13 protein-coding genes are annotated in these 16,446 nt (G+C 66.4%); 12 read left to right on the forward strand and 1 reads right to left on the reverse strand.

What is annotated here, in order from left to right:
• Positions 1–38: 38 nt before the first annotated feature.
• The 12 genes from ABIE08_RS01415 to ABIE08_RS01470 all read left to right on the forward strand — a co-directional run bounded on the left by ABIE08_RS01415 (position 39) and on the right by ABIE08_RS01470 (position 14,055).
• The gene (locus ABIE08_RS01415; RefSeq protein ID WP_354548168.1) at positions 39–350 is read left to right on the forward strand and encodes a PepSY domain-containing protein; all 312 of its coding nucleotides are present in this window, start codon (positions 39–41) and stop codon (positions 348–350) included.
• Between the two features lie 4 nt (positions 351–354).
• On the forward strand, positions 355–1,044 hold the full coding sequence (locus tag ABIE08_RS01420; protein WP_354548170.1) for a response regulator transcription factor: 690 nt from the start codon (positions 355–357) through the stop codon (positions 1,042–1,044).
• Position 1,045: 1 nt separating this feature from the next.
• Positions 1,046–2,407, forward strand: coding sequence for an ATP-binding protein (locus tag ABIE08_RS01425; RefSeq protein ID WP_354548171.1), 1,362 nt, complete (start codon positions 1,046–1,048; stop codon positions 2,405–2,407).
• A gap of 102 nt (positions 2,408–2,509) precedes the next feature.
• A complete protein-coding gene (locus ABIE08_RS01430) occupies positions 2,510–2,941 on the forward strand; it encodes a hypothetical protein (RefSeq protein ID WP_354548173.1) in 432 nt (143 codons plus the stop codon).
• Positions 2,942–3,018: 77 nt separating this feature from the next.
• Positions 3,019–4,161, forward strand: a complete 1,143-nt coding sequence (gene ccmI / locus ABIE08_RS01435; protein WP_354548175.1) for a c-type cytochrome biogenesis protein CcmI — start codon at positions 3,019–3,021, stop codon at positions 4,159–4,161.
• A 9-nt stretch (positions 4,162–4,170) separates the two neighbouring features.
• The gene (ccmE, locus tag ABIE08_RS01440) at positions 4,171–4,641 is read left to right on the forward strand and encodes a cytochrome c maturation protein CcmE (RefSeq protein ID WP_354548176.1); all 471 of its coding nucleotides are present in this window, start codon (positions 4,171–4,173) and stop codon (positions 4,639–4,641) included.
• The gene (locus ABIE08_RS01445; protein ID WP_354548178.1) at positions 4,638–6,617 is read left to right on the forward strand and encodes a heme lyase CcmF/NrfE family subunit; all 1,980 of its coding nucleotides are present in this window, start codon (positions 4,638–4,640) and stop codon (positions 6,615–6,617) included. The genes ccmE and ABIE08_RS01445 overlap by 4 nt, the downstream gene beginning before the upstream one ends.
• A 4-nt stretch (positions 6,618–6,621) precedes the next feature.
• Positions 6,622–7,080, forward strand: coding sequence for a cytochrome c-type biogenesis protein (locus tag ABIE08_RS01450; protein WP_354548179.1), 459 nt, complete (start codon positions 6,622–6,624; stop codon positions 7,078–7,080).
• A gap of 232 nt (positions 7,081–7,312) precedes the next feature.
• Complete coding sequence (locus tag ABIE08_RS01455; protein ID WP_354548181.1) at positions 7,313–8,848, forward strand: Do family serine endopeptidase; 1,536 nt, start codon at positions 7,313–7,315, stop codon at positions 8,846–8,848.
• Positions 8,849–8,994: 146 nt separating this feature from the next.
• The gene (locus tag ABIE08_RS01460; RefSeq protein WP_354548182.1) at positions 8,995–9,675 is read left to right on the forward strand and encodes a response regulator transcription factor; all 681 of its coding nucleotides are present in this window, start codon (positions 8,995–8,997) and stop codon (positions 9,673–9,675) included.
• Positions 9,659–11,053, forward strand: coding sequence for an ATP-binding protein (locus ABIE08_RS01465; RefSeq protein WP_354548183.1), 1,395 nt, complete (start codon positions 9,659–9,661; stop codon positions 11,051–11,053). The genes ABIE08_RS01460 and ABIE08_RS01465 overlap by 17 nt, the downstream gene beginning before the upstream one ends.
• An 11-nt stretch (positions 11,054–11,064) precedes the next feature.
• The gene (locus ABIE08_RS01470) at positions 11,065–14,055 is read left to right on the forward strand and encodes a bifunctional [glutamine synthetase] adenylyltransferase/[glutamine synthetase]-adenylyl-L-tyrosine phosphorylase (protein WP_354548185.1); all 2,991 of its coding nucleotides are present in this window, start codon (positions 11,065–11,067) and stop codon (positions 14,053–14,055) included.
• Here ABIE08_RS01470 and ABIE08_RS01475 read toward each other — a convergent pair.
• Positions 14,021–16,381, reverse strand: a complete 2,361-nt coding sequence (locus ABIE08_RS01475) for a PAS domain-containing sensor histidine kinase (protein ID WP_354548187.1) — start codon at positions 16,379–16,381, stop codon at positions 14,021–14,023. The genes ABIE08_RS01470 and ABIE08_RS01475 overlap by 35 nt on opposite strands.
• Between the last annotated feature and the right edge of the window lie 65 nt (positions 16,382–16,446).

A 16,446-nucleotide genomic window follows, 5' to 3' on the forward strand; every position in this document is an offset into this window, starting at 1 on the left:
TCAGGTCGTGTTCATATGAACACGCTTAGGACGGGGGCATGTCGAACTTCATCGCAATCCTCTTTCTGGCCGCCATGTTCGTCTGGTTCGGGTCGCCCGAATACGGCCCGTCCGCGGCGTATGGCGACACATGCCTGTCGCAGGGCGAGGCGCGCCAGGCGGTCCAGAATGGCGATGCCATATCTTTGAGCGAAATCCGTGGTTCACTGGCGGATGGCGGCGAAGTGGTTTCGGCGCAGCTCTGCAGGGCCGGCAATCGCCTTGTCTACATCGTCAACGTGCTTGGCAGTGGCGGCGAGGTGAAGCGCGTGCGCGTCGACGCACGCAGCGGCTCAATCATGGGACGCTAGTGGAATGCGCATTCTCGTCGTTGAAGACGATCCGGATTTGAACCGTCAGCTGACGGAAGCCCTGAAGACGGCTGGCTATGTCGTCGATTCCGCCAGGGATGGCGAAGATGGCCATTTCCTCGGCGATACCGAACCCTATGACGCGGTCGTGCTCGATATCGGCCTGCCGCGCATGGACGGCATCAGCGTGCTGGAGGCCTGGCGCCGCGCCGGCCGCAAGATGCCGGTGCTCATCCTCACCGCCCGCGATCGCTGGAGCGACAAGGTGCAGGGCATCGATGCCGGCGCCGACGACTATGTCGCCAAGCCCTTCCATATCGAGGAGGTGCTGGCCCGCATCCGCGCGCTGGTGCGCCGCGCCGCCGGCCACGCCACCAACGAGATCGAATGCGGCCCGGTCCGCATCGACACCAAGTCCGGCCGCGTCACCGTCGATGGCAATCCCGTCAAGCTGACCGCGCATGAATACAAGGTGCTCGAATATCTGATGCACCATCGCGACCGCGTGGTGTCGCGCACCGAGCTGATCGAACATCTCTACGATCAGGACTTCGACCGCGATTCCAACACCATCGAGGTGTTCGTCGGCCGCTTGCGCAAGAAGGTTTCGGGCGATCTGATCGAGACGGTGCGCGGCCTCGGCTACCGTGTGGTGACGCCGGGCACGGCGGCCGCCGGCGGCGGCGCCGACTGACATGCGCGTCAATTCGCTCGCGTTTCGGCTGATTGCCGGCGCGTCGCTCTGGAGCGCGATCGCGCTGGTCGTGGCCGGCGTGATCCTGACCTCGCTCTACCGCGATACGGTCGAACGCGCCTTCGACGAGCGGCTTTCCGTCTATCTCAAGACCCTGGTCGGGAACCTCGCCACCCAGGCGCCCGGGCAATTGGGCGACCCCGGCAATCTCGGCGAACAGCGCTTCGAGCTGATCTATTCCGGCTGGTACTGGCAGATCCGCCAGGTCAATGGCCCGGTGCTGCTCGCCTCGCGCTCGCTTTCCACCGACACGCTGGATATCGCCAATGCGACGTCGCGCAACTCCGTCGACGGCGTCGAGCAGGCGACGATGGAGGGGCCGGACAAGCAGCAATTGCGCGTCCTGCAGCGGACCATCACCTTCGACGTCGACCACCGCTACGACGTGCTGATCGCCGGCAACGCGTCCGAGCTGCGGGAGGAGATCGCCGATTTCCGCACCAGTGTCGCGCTGACGCTGGCTGTATTCGGCATCGGCCTGGTCGCCTCCACGGCGTTCCAGATCCGCTGGGGCCTGCGGCCGCTCGAGAAGGTGCGTCGTGGGCTCGCGGCGCTGCGAAGCGGCAAGGAGCAGGGCCTCGATGGCCCGTTCCCGGCCGAGATCGAGCCGCTCGCCAAGGAGCTCAACGCCCTGATGGCCTCCAACCAGCAGATCATCGAGCGCGCGAGAACCCATGTCGGCAATCTTGCGCATGCTCTGAAAACGCCGCTCAGCGTCATCACCAACGAGGCCCGCTCGGACCAGGGTGGGCTTTCGGCCAAGGTCGGCGAGCAGGCCGAGATCATGCGGATGCAGATCAATCATCACCTTGACCGCGCCCGGATCGCGGCGCGCTCGCAGGTGATCGGCGCCGTGACGGAGGTCGAGCCGGTTCTGGCGCGGCTGGTTCGCGCCATGCGCCGCATCCATGAAGATCGCGGCTTGACCATCGACCTGCGCACCGCGCCGGATGCGCGCTTCCGCGGCGAGCAGCAGGATCTCGAGGAGATGGTCGGTAATCTCGTCGACAATGCCTGCAAATGGGCCGCGTCCAAGGTCGCCATCGAGGTCGCCTATATCCCGGCGGCCGGCGATATCGACGGGTCGTTGGTGATTCGCGTCGATGATGACGGCCCCGGATTGACGGAAGCCGAGAGGCTGGAGGCGACGCGGCGCGGCAAGCGGCTCGACGAGAGCAAGCCGGGCTCCGGCCTGGGCCTGTCGATCGTCACCGATCTGGCCTCGCTTTATGAGGGGGCGTTCGAGATGGATCGTTCACCGCTCGGTGGATTGCGCGCGGAAGTCCGGCTGCCCGCCGCCTGAGTTGGTTTGGAAACGCATTTCCGCCATGCTGGTATCGGATCTGCGAATCCGCGGTTCGGGGGGCGTTCTTCCGAATCGCAGGGACATACGGGGTGGTTGATCATGCGGCTGGGTGCTTGGCTTGTCTTGGGACTGGTTGCGACGAGCTTGGCCGGCTGCATCAGCCCCGGCGGCAATGAGAGCCTCGGCAGCGCGGCCGGCAGCGGCGCCGGACGGCCCGCCGCGCCACCGCCGGGCGCCCTGAACGGCGGCGTCGCGGGACAGTCAATCGGCCGGGGACTGGACGACCGGGAGCGCCAGCGCGCGGAGCAGGCGGAATTCCAGGCGCTCGAATATGGCCGCCCCGGTTCGCCCGTCGAGTGGCGCGGCGACCGCGAGGGCTTTCGCGGCGAGGTGGTTCCCGGGCCGCGCTACCGCGTCAACGCCTATGATTGCCGCGATTACACGCACCGGATCTGGGCGGGCGGCGAACCGCAGGCCGCGCGCGGCACGGCCTGTCGCCAGGCCGAAGGCAGCTGGCGTCCCATCAGCTAGTAGCCGCGTTCCTGCCGCGACAGAATGCGGCGTGCGCGTCGGTGGCGGAAAGGCTAGAACGCGTCCAGGAACAGACCATGCTTCTTTGGATTGTCATGGCCGCCTTGACGGCCGCCGCCTCGCTTGCCGTGCTCATTCCCCTGGGCAGGCAGACGCACGCCGCCGCCCATGCCGGCGCTGCCCGTTCGATCTACCGCGACCAGCTCGATGAACTCGCGCGGGACCGCGAGCGCGGCCTGATCGGCGATGCCGAGGCGGATGCGGCCCGCATCGAGATTTCACGCAGGCTTCTGAACAGCGATTCCGGTGCGACGGCCGAGACGCCCCCATCCCGGCCCGCCTACCGTGTCGAACGGCTGGGAGCGCTGGTCCTCATCCCGCTGCTGGCCATCGGCACCTATCTTTATGTCGGCTCGCCGCAACTGGCCGACCGGCCGATTGGCAGCCGCGAGGCCGAGCCGACAGCCCAGGGCAATGTCGACGACCTGATCGCCAAGGTCGAATCCCATCTCGCCGCCAATCCCGAGGATGGGCGCGGCTGGGAGGTGCTTTCGCCGATCTACATGCGGCTCGGCCGTTTCGACGACGCCGTCCGCGCCCTCGGCAACGCCAAGCGCCTGCTCGGATCCACCGCCGAGCGCGAGTCGCTCTATGGCGAGGCGCTGACGCGGGCGAGCGGCAATGTCGTGACCGAGGACGCCCGCGCCGCCTTCGACCGGGCGCTCAAGTTCGACCCCGACGACGTGCGCTCCCGCTTCTTCCTCGCCATGGCGCTGGGCCAGGCCGGCCGAAAGGACGACGCCATCGCGGCCTGGAAGGCGCTGATTGCTTCCGCGCCGGCCGATGCGCCCTGGCTCTCGGCAGCGCAGGCCGAGCTGGCGCAGTTCCAGCCAACCTCGACTGTCGCCGCAACAGCGCCGTCGGCGGGGCCGGTCGCGCCCGGTCCGACGGCCTCCGACATCGCCGCCGCCGCGCAGCAGAGCCCGGCCGAGCGGCAGCAGATGATCGAGGGCATGGTATCGGGCCTCGCGGCTAGGCTGGACGCGGATCCCAGCGACACGACCGGTTGGGAGCGGCTGTTCCGTGCCTATATGGTGCTTGGCAAGCCGGACGAGGCCCGCGCTGCACTGTCTCGCGCTCGCGCCAGCTTGGCTGAAAAGCCGGAACTTCTCGCCGTCGTCGAGCAGGCGGCCCGTGACATTGGCATCGGCAAGGATTGATCGTTCGACATGACGCGTAAGCAGCGCCGCCTGACCCTCATCAGCCTTGCCGGCGTCGTGCTGGCAAGCGCCGTCGGGCTCGTCCTCTTTGCGCTCTCGGACGGCATCACCTTCTTCACATCGCCCTCGGATGTGCTGGCGAAGCCGCCGGGGCTGGATCAGCGCGTGCGCCTGGGCGGCCTCGTCGAGCGGGGCTCGATCGTCAAGGAGGCGGACGGCGTCGTCCGCTTCGCCGTGACGGATGGCAAGGCGACGGTGCCGGCGCGCTATGTCGGCATTCTGCCCGACCTGTTCCGCGAAGGGCAGGGCGTCGTGGCCGAGGGCAAGGTCGATGGCAGCGGCCTGTTCGTGGCCGACACGGTGCTGGCCAAGCATGACGAGACCTACATGCCCAAGGAAGTCGTCGAGGCCCTGAAGAAGAGTGGCGAATGGCGGCCTGAGAACGGCGAGGGCCCTGCGCCGGAGACGGTGCAGCGATGATCGTCGAGATCGGCCACTACGCGCTCGTCCTGGCGCTGGTTCTGGCGCTGGCGGGCGGCACGCTGCCCTTCTGGGGCGCCTTGCGCGGCGACACCAGGCTGATGGCGGTCGCCTCGACCACTTCGGTGGCGCAGTTCCTGTTCGTCGGGATGAGCTTCGCGGCGCTGACATACGCCTATGTCGTCTCCGATTTCTCGGTCCAGAACGTGGTCGAGAATTCCCATTCGCTGAAGCCGCTGCTCTACAAGATCTCTGGCGTCTGGGGAAACCATGAAGGCTCGATGCTGCTCTGGGTGCTGATCCTGGTGCTCTTCGGCGCGCTCGTGGCGGTGTTCAGCGAGAACCTACCGCTGAAGCTCAAGGCGCTGGTGCTATCGGTCCAGTCCTGGATCAGCGCGGCCTTCCTGTTCTTCATCCTGATCGTCTCCAATCCCTTCCTCAGGCTCGATCCGGCGCCGCTGCAGGGGCGCGACCTCAACCCGCTGCTGCAGGATGTCGGGCTCGCGATCCATCCGCCGCTGCTCTATCTCGGCTATGTCGGCTGTTCGATCTCGTTCGCCTTCGCCATCGCCGCGTTGATTGACGGCCGCATCGACGCTGCCTGGGCGCGATGGGTGCGGCCCTGGACGCTGACGGCCTGGTGCTTCCTGACGCTCGGCATCGCCATGGGTTCCTACTGGGCCTATTACGAACTCGGCTGGGGCGGCTGGTGGTTCTGGGATCCGGTCGAGAATGCGAGCTTCATGCCCTGGCTCGCCGCGACCGCGCTGCTGCATTCGGCGATCGTCATGGAGAAGCGCGAGGCGCTGAAGATCTGGACGATCCTGCTCGCCATCCTCACCTTCTCGCTGTCCCTGCTCGGCACCTTCCTGGTGCGATCCGGCGTGCTGACCTCGGTGCACGCCTTCGCCACCGACCCGACGCGCGGCATCTTCATTCTCTGCATTCTCTGCGTCTTCATCGGCGGCGCCTTCTCGCTGTTCGCGGCGCGGGCGGGTCAGCTCAGCCAGGGCGGCCTGTTTGCCCCGATCAGCCGGGAGGGCGCGCTCGTCCTCAACAATTTGCTGCTGACGGCCGCCTGCGCGACCGTCTTGGTCGGCACGCTCTATCCGTTGGCGCTGGAAGCGCTGACGGGCGAGAAGATCTCGGTCGGCGCGCCATTCTTCGACATGACCTTTGGCCCGATGATGGTGCCGCTGCTGATCGCCGTGCCGTTCGGCCCCATGCTCGCCTGGAAGCGCGGCGACATCGTCGCGGCGGGGCAGCGGTTGCTGTTCGCCTTTGGCGCGGCCATGGCGGTGGTCATCCTCGGTCTGGCGCTGATGGGAACGCCCTCGGCGCTGGCGCTGTTCGGCGTTGCGCTCGCGGTGTGGCTGATGGTCGGTGCACTGTCGGAAATCGCCTTCCGCATCAAGCTCGGTCGCGTCTCGCCGGCGGAAAGCTGGCGGCGCGGCGCGGGACTGCCGCGCTCGGCCTGGGGCACGATGGTCGCGCATTTCGGCGTCGGCGTCACCGTGCTTGGCATCATCGGATCCACGGCCTGGAACAGCGAGACCATCGTCACGCTGAAGCCCGGCGAGGCGGTAACGATCGGATCGCGGACGCTGACCATGGAAGGCTTCGTGCCGATCAGCGGCGGCACCTATACCGGTACGGGCGTGCGCTTCACGGTTCGCCAGGGGGGCAATGTCGTGGCGACGATGGAGCCTGAAAAGCGGCTTTACACCGTCCCGAACACCCCGACCACCGAGGCAGCGATCAACACCTTCGGCTTCTCCCAGCTCTATGTTTCGCTCGGCGACATCTCGGCCGATGGCTCGACCGTTGTCCGCGTCTACTGGAAGACGCTGATCGCCCTGATCTGGCTGGGCGCGCTCGTGATGACCGCGGGCGGCATGCTCTCGCTTTCCGACCGTCGTCTGAGGGTCGGCGCCCCGAAGCCGGCCCGGCGCTCTGTCGCCGTCCCGGCGGAGTAGCGCCATGCGCCGGATGATGCTTGCGCTGGGACTGCTCGTCGCCGCCTGGCCGGCCTTTGCCGCGGTCCAGCCGGACGAGATCCTCAAGGACCCCGTTCTGGAAGCGCGCGCCCGTGCGCTGTCGGCCGAACTGCGCTGCCTGGTCTGCCAGAGCCAGTCGATCGACGATTCGGACGCGACGATCGCCCGCGACCTGCGCGTGCTGGTTCGCGAGCGCCTGCAGGCCGGCGACAGCGATGCGGCGGTCAAGGCGTTCCTGGTCGATCGCTACGGCGAATATGTCCTGCTGAAACCGCGCCTGACCTGGCACACGATCGTGCTCTGGGGCGCCCCGCCGGCCTTGCTCGTTGTAGGCGGAGCCTTTGCGATCGGCGTCTTCCGGCGCCGTCGCGTCGCCGCGGTGACCGGCCTGACGGCCGACGAGGAAGCCCGCGTCGAGGCCTTGCTGGCGCGCGAGGACTAGACGACCGCTACGCTATATTTCGAATTAGCGCCGTTTCAGCTATCTCCCTGACTTGAAGAGCATTTTCGCGGATCTCTCCGCCTCGCTCGTTCGGCGTCTTCGACGCCTCTCCAAACATTACCAACGTTTCATGATGGTGACAGGCGGCTGTAACGTTCATTGATCCATTCTCCGGCGTATGAGCAGCGACCCCCCCGCGTTGCTTTCCTTTTTGTACGTGACGGAGACCATCATGACCGAACAGAATCCCGCTCCGAAGTCCACTCAGACACGGCTCCGCAGCCGCGCCCTGCTCGGCACGGCGCTTGCCGCCCTGATCGTCGGCGGAATCGCGGGACAGGCCGTGGTCAGCTCGCACACTCCGGCCTATGCCGAGGCGGTTCACGTCCAGCCGCAGACGCTTCCGAGCTTCGCCGACCTGGTCGAGAAGGTGAAGCCGGCCGTCGTCAGCGTTCGCGTCAAGTCGACGGTCACCGAGGCGGATGCGTCCGGCGGCCCTGACGCATTCGGCTTCCCGAATCCGGACCAGTTCCCGCCCGGCTCGCCGATGGAGCGCTTCTTCCGCCAGTTCCAGGACCAGCGTGGCCCGCAGGGTCAGGCCCCGAACCGCATGCAGCGTCCGAAGCCCCGCCAGTCGGTGGCGCTCGGCTCCGGCTTCTTCATCTCCGAGGACGGCTACGTCGTCACCAACAACCACGTTGTCGACGGCGCGACCGAATTCACCGTCAGCAATTCGGACGGCAAGGAATTCAGCGCCCGCCTGATCGGCACCGACGAGAAGACCGATCTTGCGCTTCTGAAGGTCGATGACGCCGAGAAGTTCACCTATGTCGATTTCGCCAAGGGTCATTCCCGCGTCGGCGACTGGGTCGTAGCAGTCGGCAACCCGTTCGGCCTCGGCGGCACGGTGACGGCCGGTATCGTATCGGCGCTCGGCCGTGAGATCGGCGCCGGTCCCTATGACGACTTCATCCAGATCGACGCATCGGTGAACAAGGGCAACTCCGGTGGCCCGACCTTCAACCTCGCCGGCGAAGTGATCGGCATCAACACCGCCATCTACTCGCCGTCGGGCGGCAGCGTCGGCATCGCCTTCGACATTCCGGCCGCGACCGCCGAGCGTGTCATCAAGGACCTGAAGGATCACGGCGAGGTCGTGCGCGGCTGGCTCGGTGTCCAGATCCAGCCGGTCACCAAGGATATCGCCGACAGCCTCAACCTGAAAGAAGCCAAGGGCGCGCTCGTCAGCGAGCCGCAGGAAGGCAGCCCCGCGCTGACCGCCGGCATCAAGTCGGGTGACGCGATCCTGACGGTCGACGGCAAGACGGTCGAAGACGCCCGCAACCTGGCCCAGATCATCGCGGGCTACTCGCCCGATACGACGGTGAAGCTCGGCATCTGGCGCGGTGGCAAGGCTGAGGACGTCAGCGTCAAGCTCGGCAAGCTCCCCGGTTCGGAGAAGCAGGCCAGCGCCAAGCAGGCCGAGGACAAGTCGGCTTCGGTCGCCGATCTCGGACTGTCGCTGTCCGTGTCGCCGGATGGCAAGGGCGTCCTGGTTTCCGATGTCGATCCCGACGGATCGGCCGCGGAGCAGGGCCTCCAGACGGGCGACATCATTCTCGCAGTCGGCGGCAGTGAGGTTGCGCGTCCCGGCGACGTCGAGCGTGAAGTCGTGGACGCCAAGAAGCAGGGCATGAAGGCCGTGCTGATGCGGGTGAAGTCTGGCGACCAGACGCGCTTCGTGGCGCTCCCCTTCGGCAAGGCATAAGCCTCGTCTCGACGGCCCACGGGAGTGCAGTGTGAGCCCCGCGACACTTCCGGCGGGCTTGGGGCAGGCGGGATTTATTCCGCCTGCCCGCCTTTTTATGACAAGGCAGTTGTGCCTCCGGTTGCAAAAACGGCTATCGTAAACCCATGCGAATCCTGCTTGTCGAAGACGATCGTGAGACTGCCAGCTACCTGGTGAAGGCCCTGCGCGAGGTCGGCCATGTTCCCGACCACGCGGCCGATGGCGAGGAGGGCGCGTTTCTCCTCGATGCCAACAAATATGACGTCATCATCGTCGACCGCATGCTGCCCAAGAAGGACGGCCTGACGCTGGTCGAGGAGACGCGGCGCAAGGGCAATGATACGCCCGTGCTGATCCTCTCGGCGCTCGGCCAGGTCGACGACCGGGTCACCGGTCTTCGGGCCGGCGGCGACGATTATCTCGCCAAGCCGTATGCCTTCGCGGAATTGCTGGCGCGCATCGAGGTGCTGGCGCGCCGCCGCAAGCCCGGCGAGGCGGAGACCATGCTGAAGGTCGGCGAGCTCGAGCTCGACCGGCTCAGCCATCTGGTTCGCCGCGGCGACATCAATATCCCCCTGCAGCCGCGCGAATTCCGCCTGCTCGAATATCTCATGAAGCATGCCGGCCAGGTCGTGACCCGCACCATGCTGCTCGAGAATGTCTGGGATTATCACTTCGATCCGCAGACCAACGTCATCGACGTTCATATTTCCCGGCTGCGTTCCAAGATCGACAAGGGATTCTCCGAGCCGCTTCTGCATACGGTTCGGGGCGCAGGATACATGGTCCGTGACGGCGTTCGGTAAGGTCGTCCGCACCACCGCGTTCAAGCTCTCCGCGATCTATTTCGTCGTCTTCTCGGTCTTCGCGATCGCCTTTGTCGGCTGGATCACGCGCGAGACCGACCGCTTCCTCACGCAGCAGGTCCGCGACACGATCGAGGCGGAGATCGGCGTGCTGGCCGACGAGGGCCTGCGCAGCGGGCTCACTGGCATCGTCGCTTCCATCGAGCAGCGCAGCCGGGTGCCCGGCGCCAGCCTCTATGTCGTGACCGACTCCGAGGGTCGTGTCGTGGCCGGCAACGTCACCGAGGTGCCGCCGGCGCTGCTCAAGCTGAGCGGTCTCGAACCCGTCACCGTTCCCTATAAGCGGCTGGAAGGCGAGACCTCGCACCATATCGCCATGGTGCAGGTGCTGCCGCTGCCGAACGGCTTCCGCATGCTGATCGGTCGCGATATCAGCGAGATCGAGCGCATCCGCGAACTGATCGGCAAAGCGATGATCAGCGCCGTGGTGCTGCTGATCTTCCTCGCCCTGGTATCGTGGTTCTTCGTCAGCCGCCGCGTGCTGAAGCGGATCGATTCCGTCACCGCGACCAGCCGCCAGATCATGGCGGGCGACCTTTCCGGTCGGCTTGAGGTGACGCCCGCGGGCGATGAGTTCGATCGCCTGGCGGAAAACTTGAACGCCATGCTCGATCGCATCGTGCATCTCTTGCACGGCCTGAAGGATGTCTCCGACAACATCGCGCACGACCTCAAGACGCCCCTGACGCGCCTGCGCACCCGCGTCGAGACGACGCTCGCGGGGCCGGCGGAAGTCGAGGCCTATCGTGCGGCGCTGGAAGCCACGATCGAGGAATCGGATCAGCTGATTCGCACCTTCAACGCGCTTTTGATGATCGCGCGCGTCGAGGCCGGTTCGCCAGACGGCGCGCTCGGGCCTCTCGACGTGGCACAGATCGCGGCCGATGTCGTGGAGTTCTACGAGCCTGTGGCCGAGGAAGCCGGGGTCGCGCTGAAGCTCTCCGTCGAAGGCCCGCTGCCGCTGCATGGCAGCCGCGAGCTGATCAGCCAGGCCCTGACCAACCTGCTCGACAATGCGATCAAGTATGTTCAGACCGGCGAGCCGGCGGTTGAGACGCCGGTCGTGACCGTCGCTGCGCAACAGGTTGAAAACGAGATCGTCGTCTCCGTCAGCGACAATGGCCCCGGAATCCCTGAATCCGAGCGGCTTCGCGTCCTCCAGCGCTTCGTCCGGCTGGAAAAGAGTCGTTCACAGCCGGGTAGCGGCCTCGGCCTCAGCCTTGTCGACGCCGTCGTGAAGCTCCACCATGGTACGGTCGCCATGAGCGATGGCGGACCGGGACTTGTGGTGACCTTGCGATTCCCGGCCGAGACCTGAAGGACGGGATGATGGCCGCCACTCTTTCGCAACCGGCAGACGCGTCGGTTGGCGCTTCGCTTGCCACATCCATCCAGACCGAGATCCGGCCGCCCAAGGCAGCGAGGACGCGGGAAATCCTTCAGGACCTGCAGGCAGCCGCCAAGGAGGCCGACATCGGGCCCGCTTGGGCGGATCTGCTGCATGCCCGCAAGGGATTGGGCTCGTTCCTGGCGGCCGTGTTCGATGCGTCGCCCTTCCTGAGGCAGATCGCGCTCGACGATCCCGCGCGTCTGGTCGCGATCCTCACCGCAGACCCCGACGCGCACTTTTCCCGCCGCATGGCCGAAGTCGCCGCGCTCTGGCGCGAGACCGACGAAACGACGCTGATGACCCGGCTGCGCCAGGCGCGCGCCGAAGTGGCGCTGCTGGTCGGGCTCGCTGACCTTGGTGGCATCTGGCCGGTCGAGCGCGTCACCGGCGCGCTCACCGCCTTCGCCGAGGCCGCCGTCAGCGCCACGGTAGACTTCCTCCTCGCCGAGGCGCACGCCTCCCGCAAGCTGACGCTCCCGCACCCGGACCAGCCTTCGCGCGGCTCGGGCTGGATCCTGCTGGGCATGGGCAAGTGCGGCGCGCGCGAGCTGAATTATTCCAGCGATATCGACCTGATCGTGCTGTTCGATCCCGAGCGGGCCGAGGTGGCCGACCCCGACGAGATCGGTGCGCTGTTCGTCCGCATGACTCGCCGGCTGGTGAAGATCCTGCAGGAGCGCACGCCCGACGGCTATGTCTTCCGCACCGATCTTCGCCTGCGGCCGGACCCGGGCTCCACCCAGGTCGCGATCTCGACGCTGGCAGCTTTTCTCTATTACGAGGCGAGCGGCCAGAACTGGGAGCGCGCCGCCATGATCAAGGCGCGGCCCTTTGCCGGCGATATCGAGGCCGGCGATGCCTTCCTCTCGGAGCTCGCGCCCTTCATCTGGCGCAAATATCTCGATTTCGCTGCCATCGCCGACATCCATTCGATCAAGCGCCAGATCCACGATCATCGGGGGCATGACGCGGTCGCGGTGGCGGGCCACAACATCAAGCTCGGGCGCGGCGGCATTCGCGAGATCGAGTTCTTCGTCCAGACCCAGCAATTGATCGCCGGCGGCCGCGACCGCGAATTGCGCGGCCGGCGGACGCTCGACATGTTGGAGATCCTGCGCGCCAAGGGCTGGATCGCCGACGAGGCAGCGGCCGACATGGCGCGCTGCTACCGCTTCCTGCGCGCCATCGAGCATCGCCTGCAGATGATCGCCGACGAACAGACCCACACGCTGCCCGACAGCGAGGAGGGGCTGGACGTCGTCGCGCGCTTGATGGGGTTCAAGACCGTCAAGGCCTTCTCCAAGGCGCTGGTCGAGACGCTGGAGACCGTGCGCGACCACTACATCCAGCTGTTCGAGGCGGCGCCCTCGCTTTCCTCGACGCTGGGCAGCCTGGTCTTCACCGGGGACGACGAGGACCCCGAAACGGTCGCGACGCTGGCAAGCCTCGGCTACAAGAATCCGCGCGAAGTCAGCCGCACGATCCGGGGCTGGCATTTCGGCCGCTACGCCGCCATGCGGTCGGCCGCCGCGCGCGAACGCCTGACCGAGATCACGCCGGCGCTGCTGGAAGCCTTCGCCACCACGGACAATGCCGATGCGGCGTTCAATTCGTTCGACCGCTTCCTGGCCCGGTTGCCGGCCGGCGTTCAGCTCTTTGCGCTGCTCGGCTCCAATCCGGGCCTTCTCAATCTCCTCGCCACCATCATGGGCACGGCCCCCCGCCTGGCCGAGATCGTCACGGCGCGTCCGCATGTGCTGGATGCCGTGCTCGATCCGGCCTTTTTCGGCCGCCTGCCGGACCGCACGATCCTCACCGCGCGGCTGAAGAACATGCTGGCCGAGGCGGTGTCGCTGGAAGATGTGCTCGATCGCGCGCGCATCTTCGGCAAGGAGCAGGGCTTCCTGATCGGCGTTCGCGTCATCGCCGGCTCCGTCAGCACGCGTGCCGCCGGCATCGCCTATTCCGATCTGGCCGACCTGCTGGTCGCGACCCTGCTCGACCACGTCAAGAGCGCGCTCGAAGCCCAGCACGGCCGCATTGCCAACAGCCGGATCGCCCTGCTGGCGATGGGCAAGTTCGGCGGGCGCGAAATGACCGCCTCATCCGATCTCGACCTGATCCTGCTCTACGATTTTCCCGAGACGGAGACCGGCTCCGACGGCGCGCGGCCGCTTTCCGGCAGCCAGTATTATTCCCGCATGACCCAGCGCCTGATCGCGGCCATCTCGGCGCCGACGGCGGAGGGTTCGCTTTACGAGGTTGACTTCCGTCTGCGTCCCTCGGGCAATTCCGGCCCGCTCGCCACCCATATCCGCTCCTTCGTCGAATATCAGAACAAGGAAGCCTGGACCTGGGAGCACATGGCGCTGTCGCGGGCGCGGCCGATCCATGGCGATGCGAGCCTCGTCGCCGAGGCCGTCGAGGATATCCGTGCGATCCTCTCCACGCCGCACGATCCCAAGAAGGTGAGGCGCGACGTGCTGGAAATGCGCGTGCTGCTCGAGGAAGAGAAGACCGCCGAAGGGCCGTGGGACCTGAAGCAGGTGCCGGGCGGCCAGATCGATATCGAGTTCATCGCGCAATATCTGCAGCTCGTGCATGGCGCTACCCATCCCGAGATCCTCGATGTCGAGACGGAGACCGTGCTGGCGGCGACGTCGCGCAGCGGTCTGCTGCCGGCGACCGAAGCAGAGATCCTGCTTCCCGCGCTCCGCCTCTATCAGCGGCTGGTGTTGATCCTGCGGCTTTGTGTCGATGGGCCATTCCGGGCGAGTGAGGCGCCGCGCGGCCTGCTGGACCTGCTCTCCAGGGCGGGCGAACTGCCCGATTTCGCCACGCTCGACGCCCATGTCCAGGCGACGCAGAAGGATGTCCGCGCTTCGTTCGAGCGGATTATCGGGAAGGTTCGGCGGAAGCCCCGAGCCTGAGAGCGACGCCGGCCGAAGCGCCGGTCGGCGGCTCCAACTGCGCGGTCTGCAGCAGCGGCAGGCGGATCGAGACGATCGTGCCCTTGCCCTCATGGCTGCGGATGCGCATCGCGCCGCCATGCAGTTCCGCCAGCGAGCGGGTGATGGCGAGGCCGAGGCCCGAGCCCTTGTGGCTCTTGGTGAACTGGTTCTGCACCTGCTCGAACGGCCGGCCGAGCTTCTTCAGGGCTTCCTTCGGAATGCCGATGCCGTTGTCCTCGATCGTCAACGTCACGGCGCCGCCGATCTTGCGGGCGCGGACGCTGATGTGACCGTTTTCCGGCGTGAACTTCACGGCGTTCGACAAAAGGTTCAGCACCATCTGCTTCACCGCGCGACGGTCGGCATGGAGGCCGAGCGAGCTTTCGAGGTCGGCCTCGATCGTCACCTTGCGGGCCGACGCTTCCGGCGACATCACGCGCGCGGCCTCGTCGACGATCTCGTCGAGCATCAGCGGCTGCATGTCGAGCGTCATCCGGCCGGCCTCGATCCGGGCCATGTCGAGCACGTCGTTGATGACGTTGAGCAGGAAGTTGCCGCTCGCGTTGATGTCCTGGCAATACTCGCCGTATTTCGGCGAGCCGAGCGGGCCGAACAGCCCCGACTTCATGATCTCCGAGAAACCGATGATCGCGTTGAGCGGCGTGCGCAGCTCATGGCTGATATTGGCGAGGAACTCGGACTTGGTCCGGTTGGCGGCCTCGGCGCGGTCCTTCTGCTCGGAGTATTTCTCCGCCAGATCGACCATTTCCTGCGCCTGCTGCTCCAGCTTCTGGCGCGACTGGCGCAGGTCCGCGATCGTTGCCATCAGCCGGCGTTCGCCGTCGATCAGCTTTTCCTCGTGGCGCTTGATCGTGGTGATGTCGGTGCCGACCGACACGAAGCCGCCATCCTTGGTGCGACGTTCGCTGATCTGCAGCCAGCGGCCGTCATTCAGCTGCGCCTCGAAGGAGCGCGCGCCTTCTTCGGCGCGGCCTTCGTTGGGGATCTGGGCCTGCACCACGGGCTGGCGGCCGGCTGCGATCACCTGGGCATAGGGAGTGCCGGCTTCCAGCGCCGAATCCGGAATGCCGTGCAGCTGCTGGTACTTCGAATTGCACATGACCAAGCGGTTCTGGGTATCCCAGAGCACGAAGGCCTCGGAGATCGTCTCGATGGCGTCGCGCAGGCGGATATCCGCGGTGCGCGAGCTTTCGGCCAGGCGCATCTGCTCGGTCACGTCGACAGCGATGCCGATCAGGTGCGGCTCTGTGCCATCGGCATCCACCAGCTCGACGCGGATCCGGAGCCAGACATAGCTGCCGTCCGCCTTGCGCATGCGGAACATGCGGTCGACGGTCGTCTCGTTGGCCTCATAGAGGGCCTCGACCAGGTTCATCAGGTCGCCATCGTCGGGATGGACGAGTTCGTTCACCTCGCCGAAGCCGAGCAGCGTGTCCCGCGGTGGGAGTCCGACCAGCTCGAACATCGATTTCGACCAGAACAGGCGTCCGCGCGCGACGTCCCAATCCCAGAGTCCGCAGCGGCCCCGGCGCAGCGCCGTGTCGAAGCGGTCATAGGTCTCCTGGTAGATGATGTCGGCTTCCTGGGCGCGGGCGGACTGCGAGAAATAGCCGTAGAGGATGACGAGCAGGATGCCGCTGGTGCCGACGAAGATCGAGACATTGAGCGAGACGTCGGCGCGCCAGTCGCGGTAGATCGCCGGGAAGGGCGTTGCGACGGCGACGAAACCGAGGCGTCCGTTGAGGTGGCGCAGCGTGGCGAAGGCCGGCTGGTCGCCATCGACATTGATCTTCAGCACGCCGGCGCGGTCGCCGAAGATCACCAGGGGCTGGGCGCCGCTGACGATCTCGGTGAAGCTGCGGTTCTCCTCGGTGGCGGAGCGCGGCGAGGTGGCGATGACGCGGCCGGTTGCGTCGGCGACATAGATGCGCTGGCCGGCATCGGCGGCGCTTTGCGGCACGAGATTGTCGAGCGTGTTCTGGACCGCCATCTGGTAGCGATCGGTCGACAGCGTCGGCTCCGCCTGGTCGAGCGAGAGGGCGAGATAGGACGCCACCATGCCCATCAGGTCGCGCGCCTGGTTCTCGCGCTCCATGCGCAGGTCGTAAAGCTGAACGAAGCGGGCCAGCGCGACGATCATCAGAAAGATGATGATGAGGACAGGGATGCAGCGACGCAGGATCGGCTCGGACGAGACGAGCTTTTCGTAGGCCGGCTTGGCCAGAAGCCGAGCGTGACCCTTGATCATCTGCTTGCGTCGAAACAGTACCCCTGCAATAGGCATGCGCTCGCTCGCAGACGCACTGGCTGTATCTGCCCGCGCCATCTCAGCCCCCCGATGTCGGCTAT

This window comes from Kaistia defluvii, assembly GCF_040548815.1.
Classification (GTDB): domain Bacteria; phylum Pseudomonadota; class Alphaproteobacteria; order Rhizobiales; family Kaistiaceae; genus Kaistia; species Kaistia defluvii_A.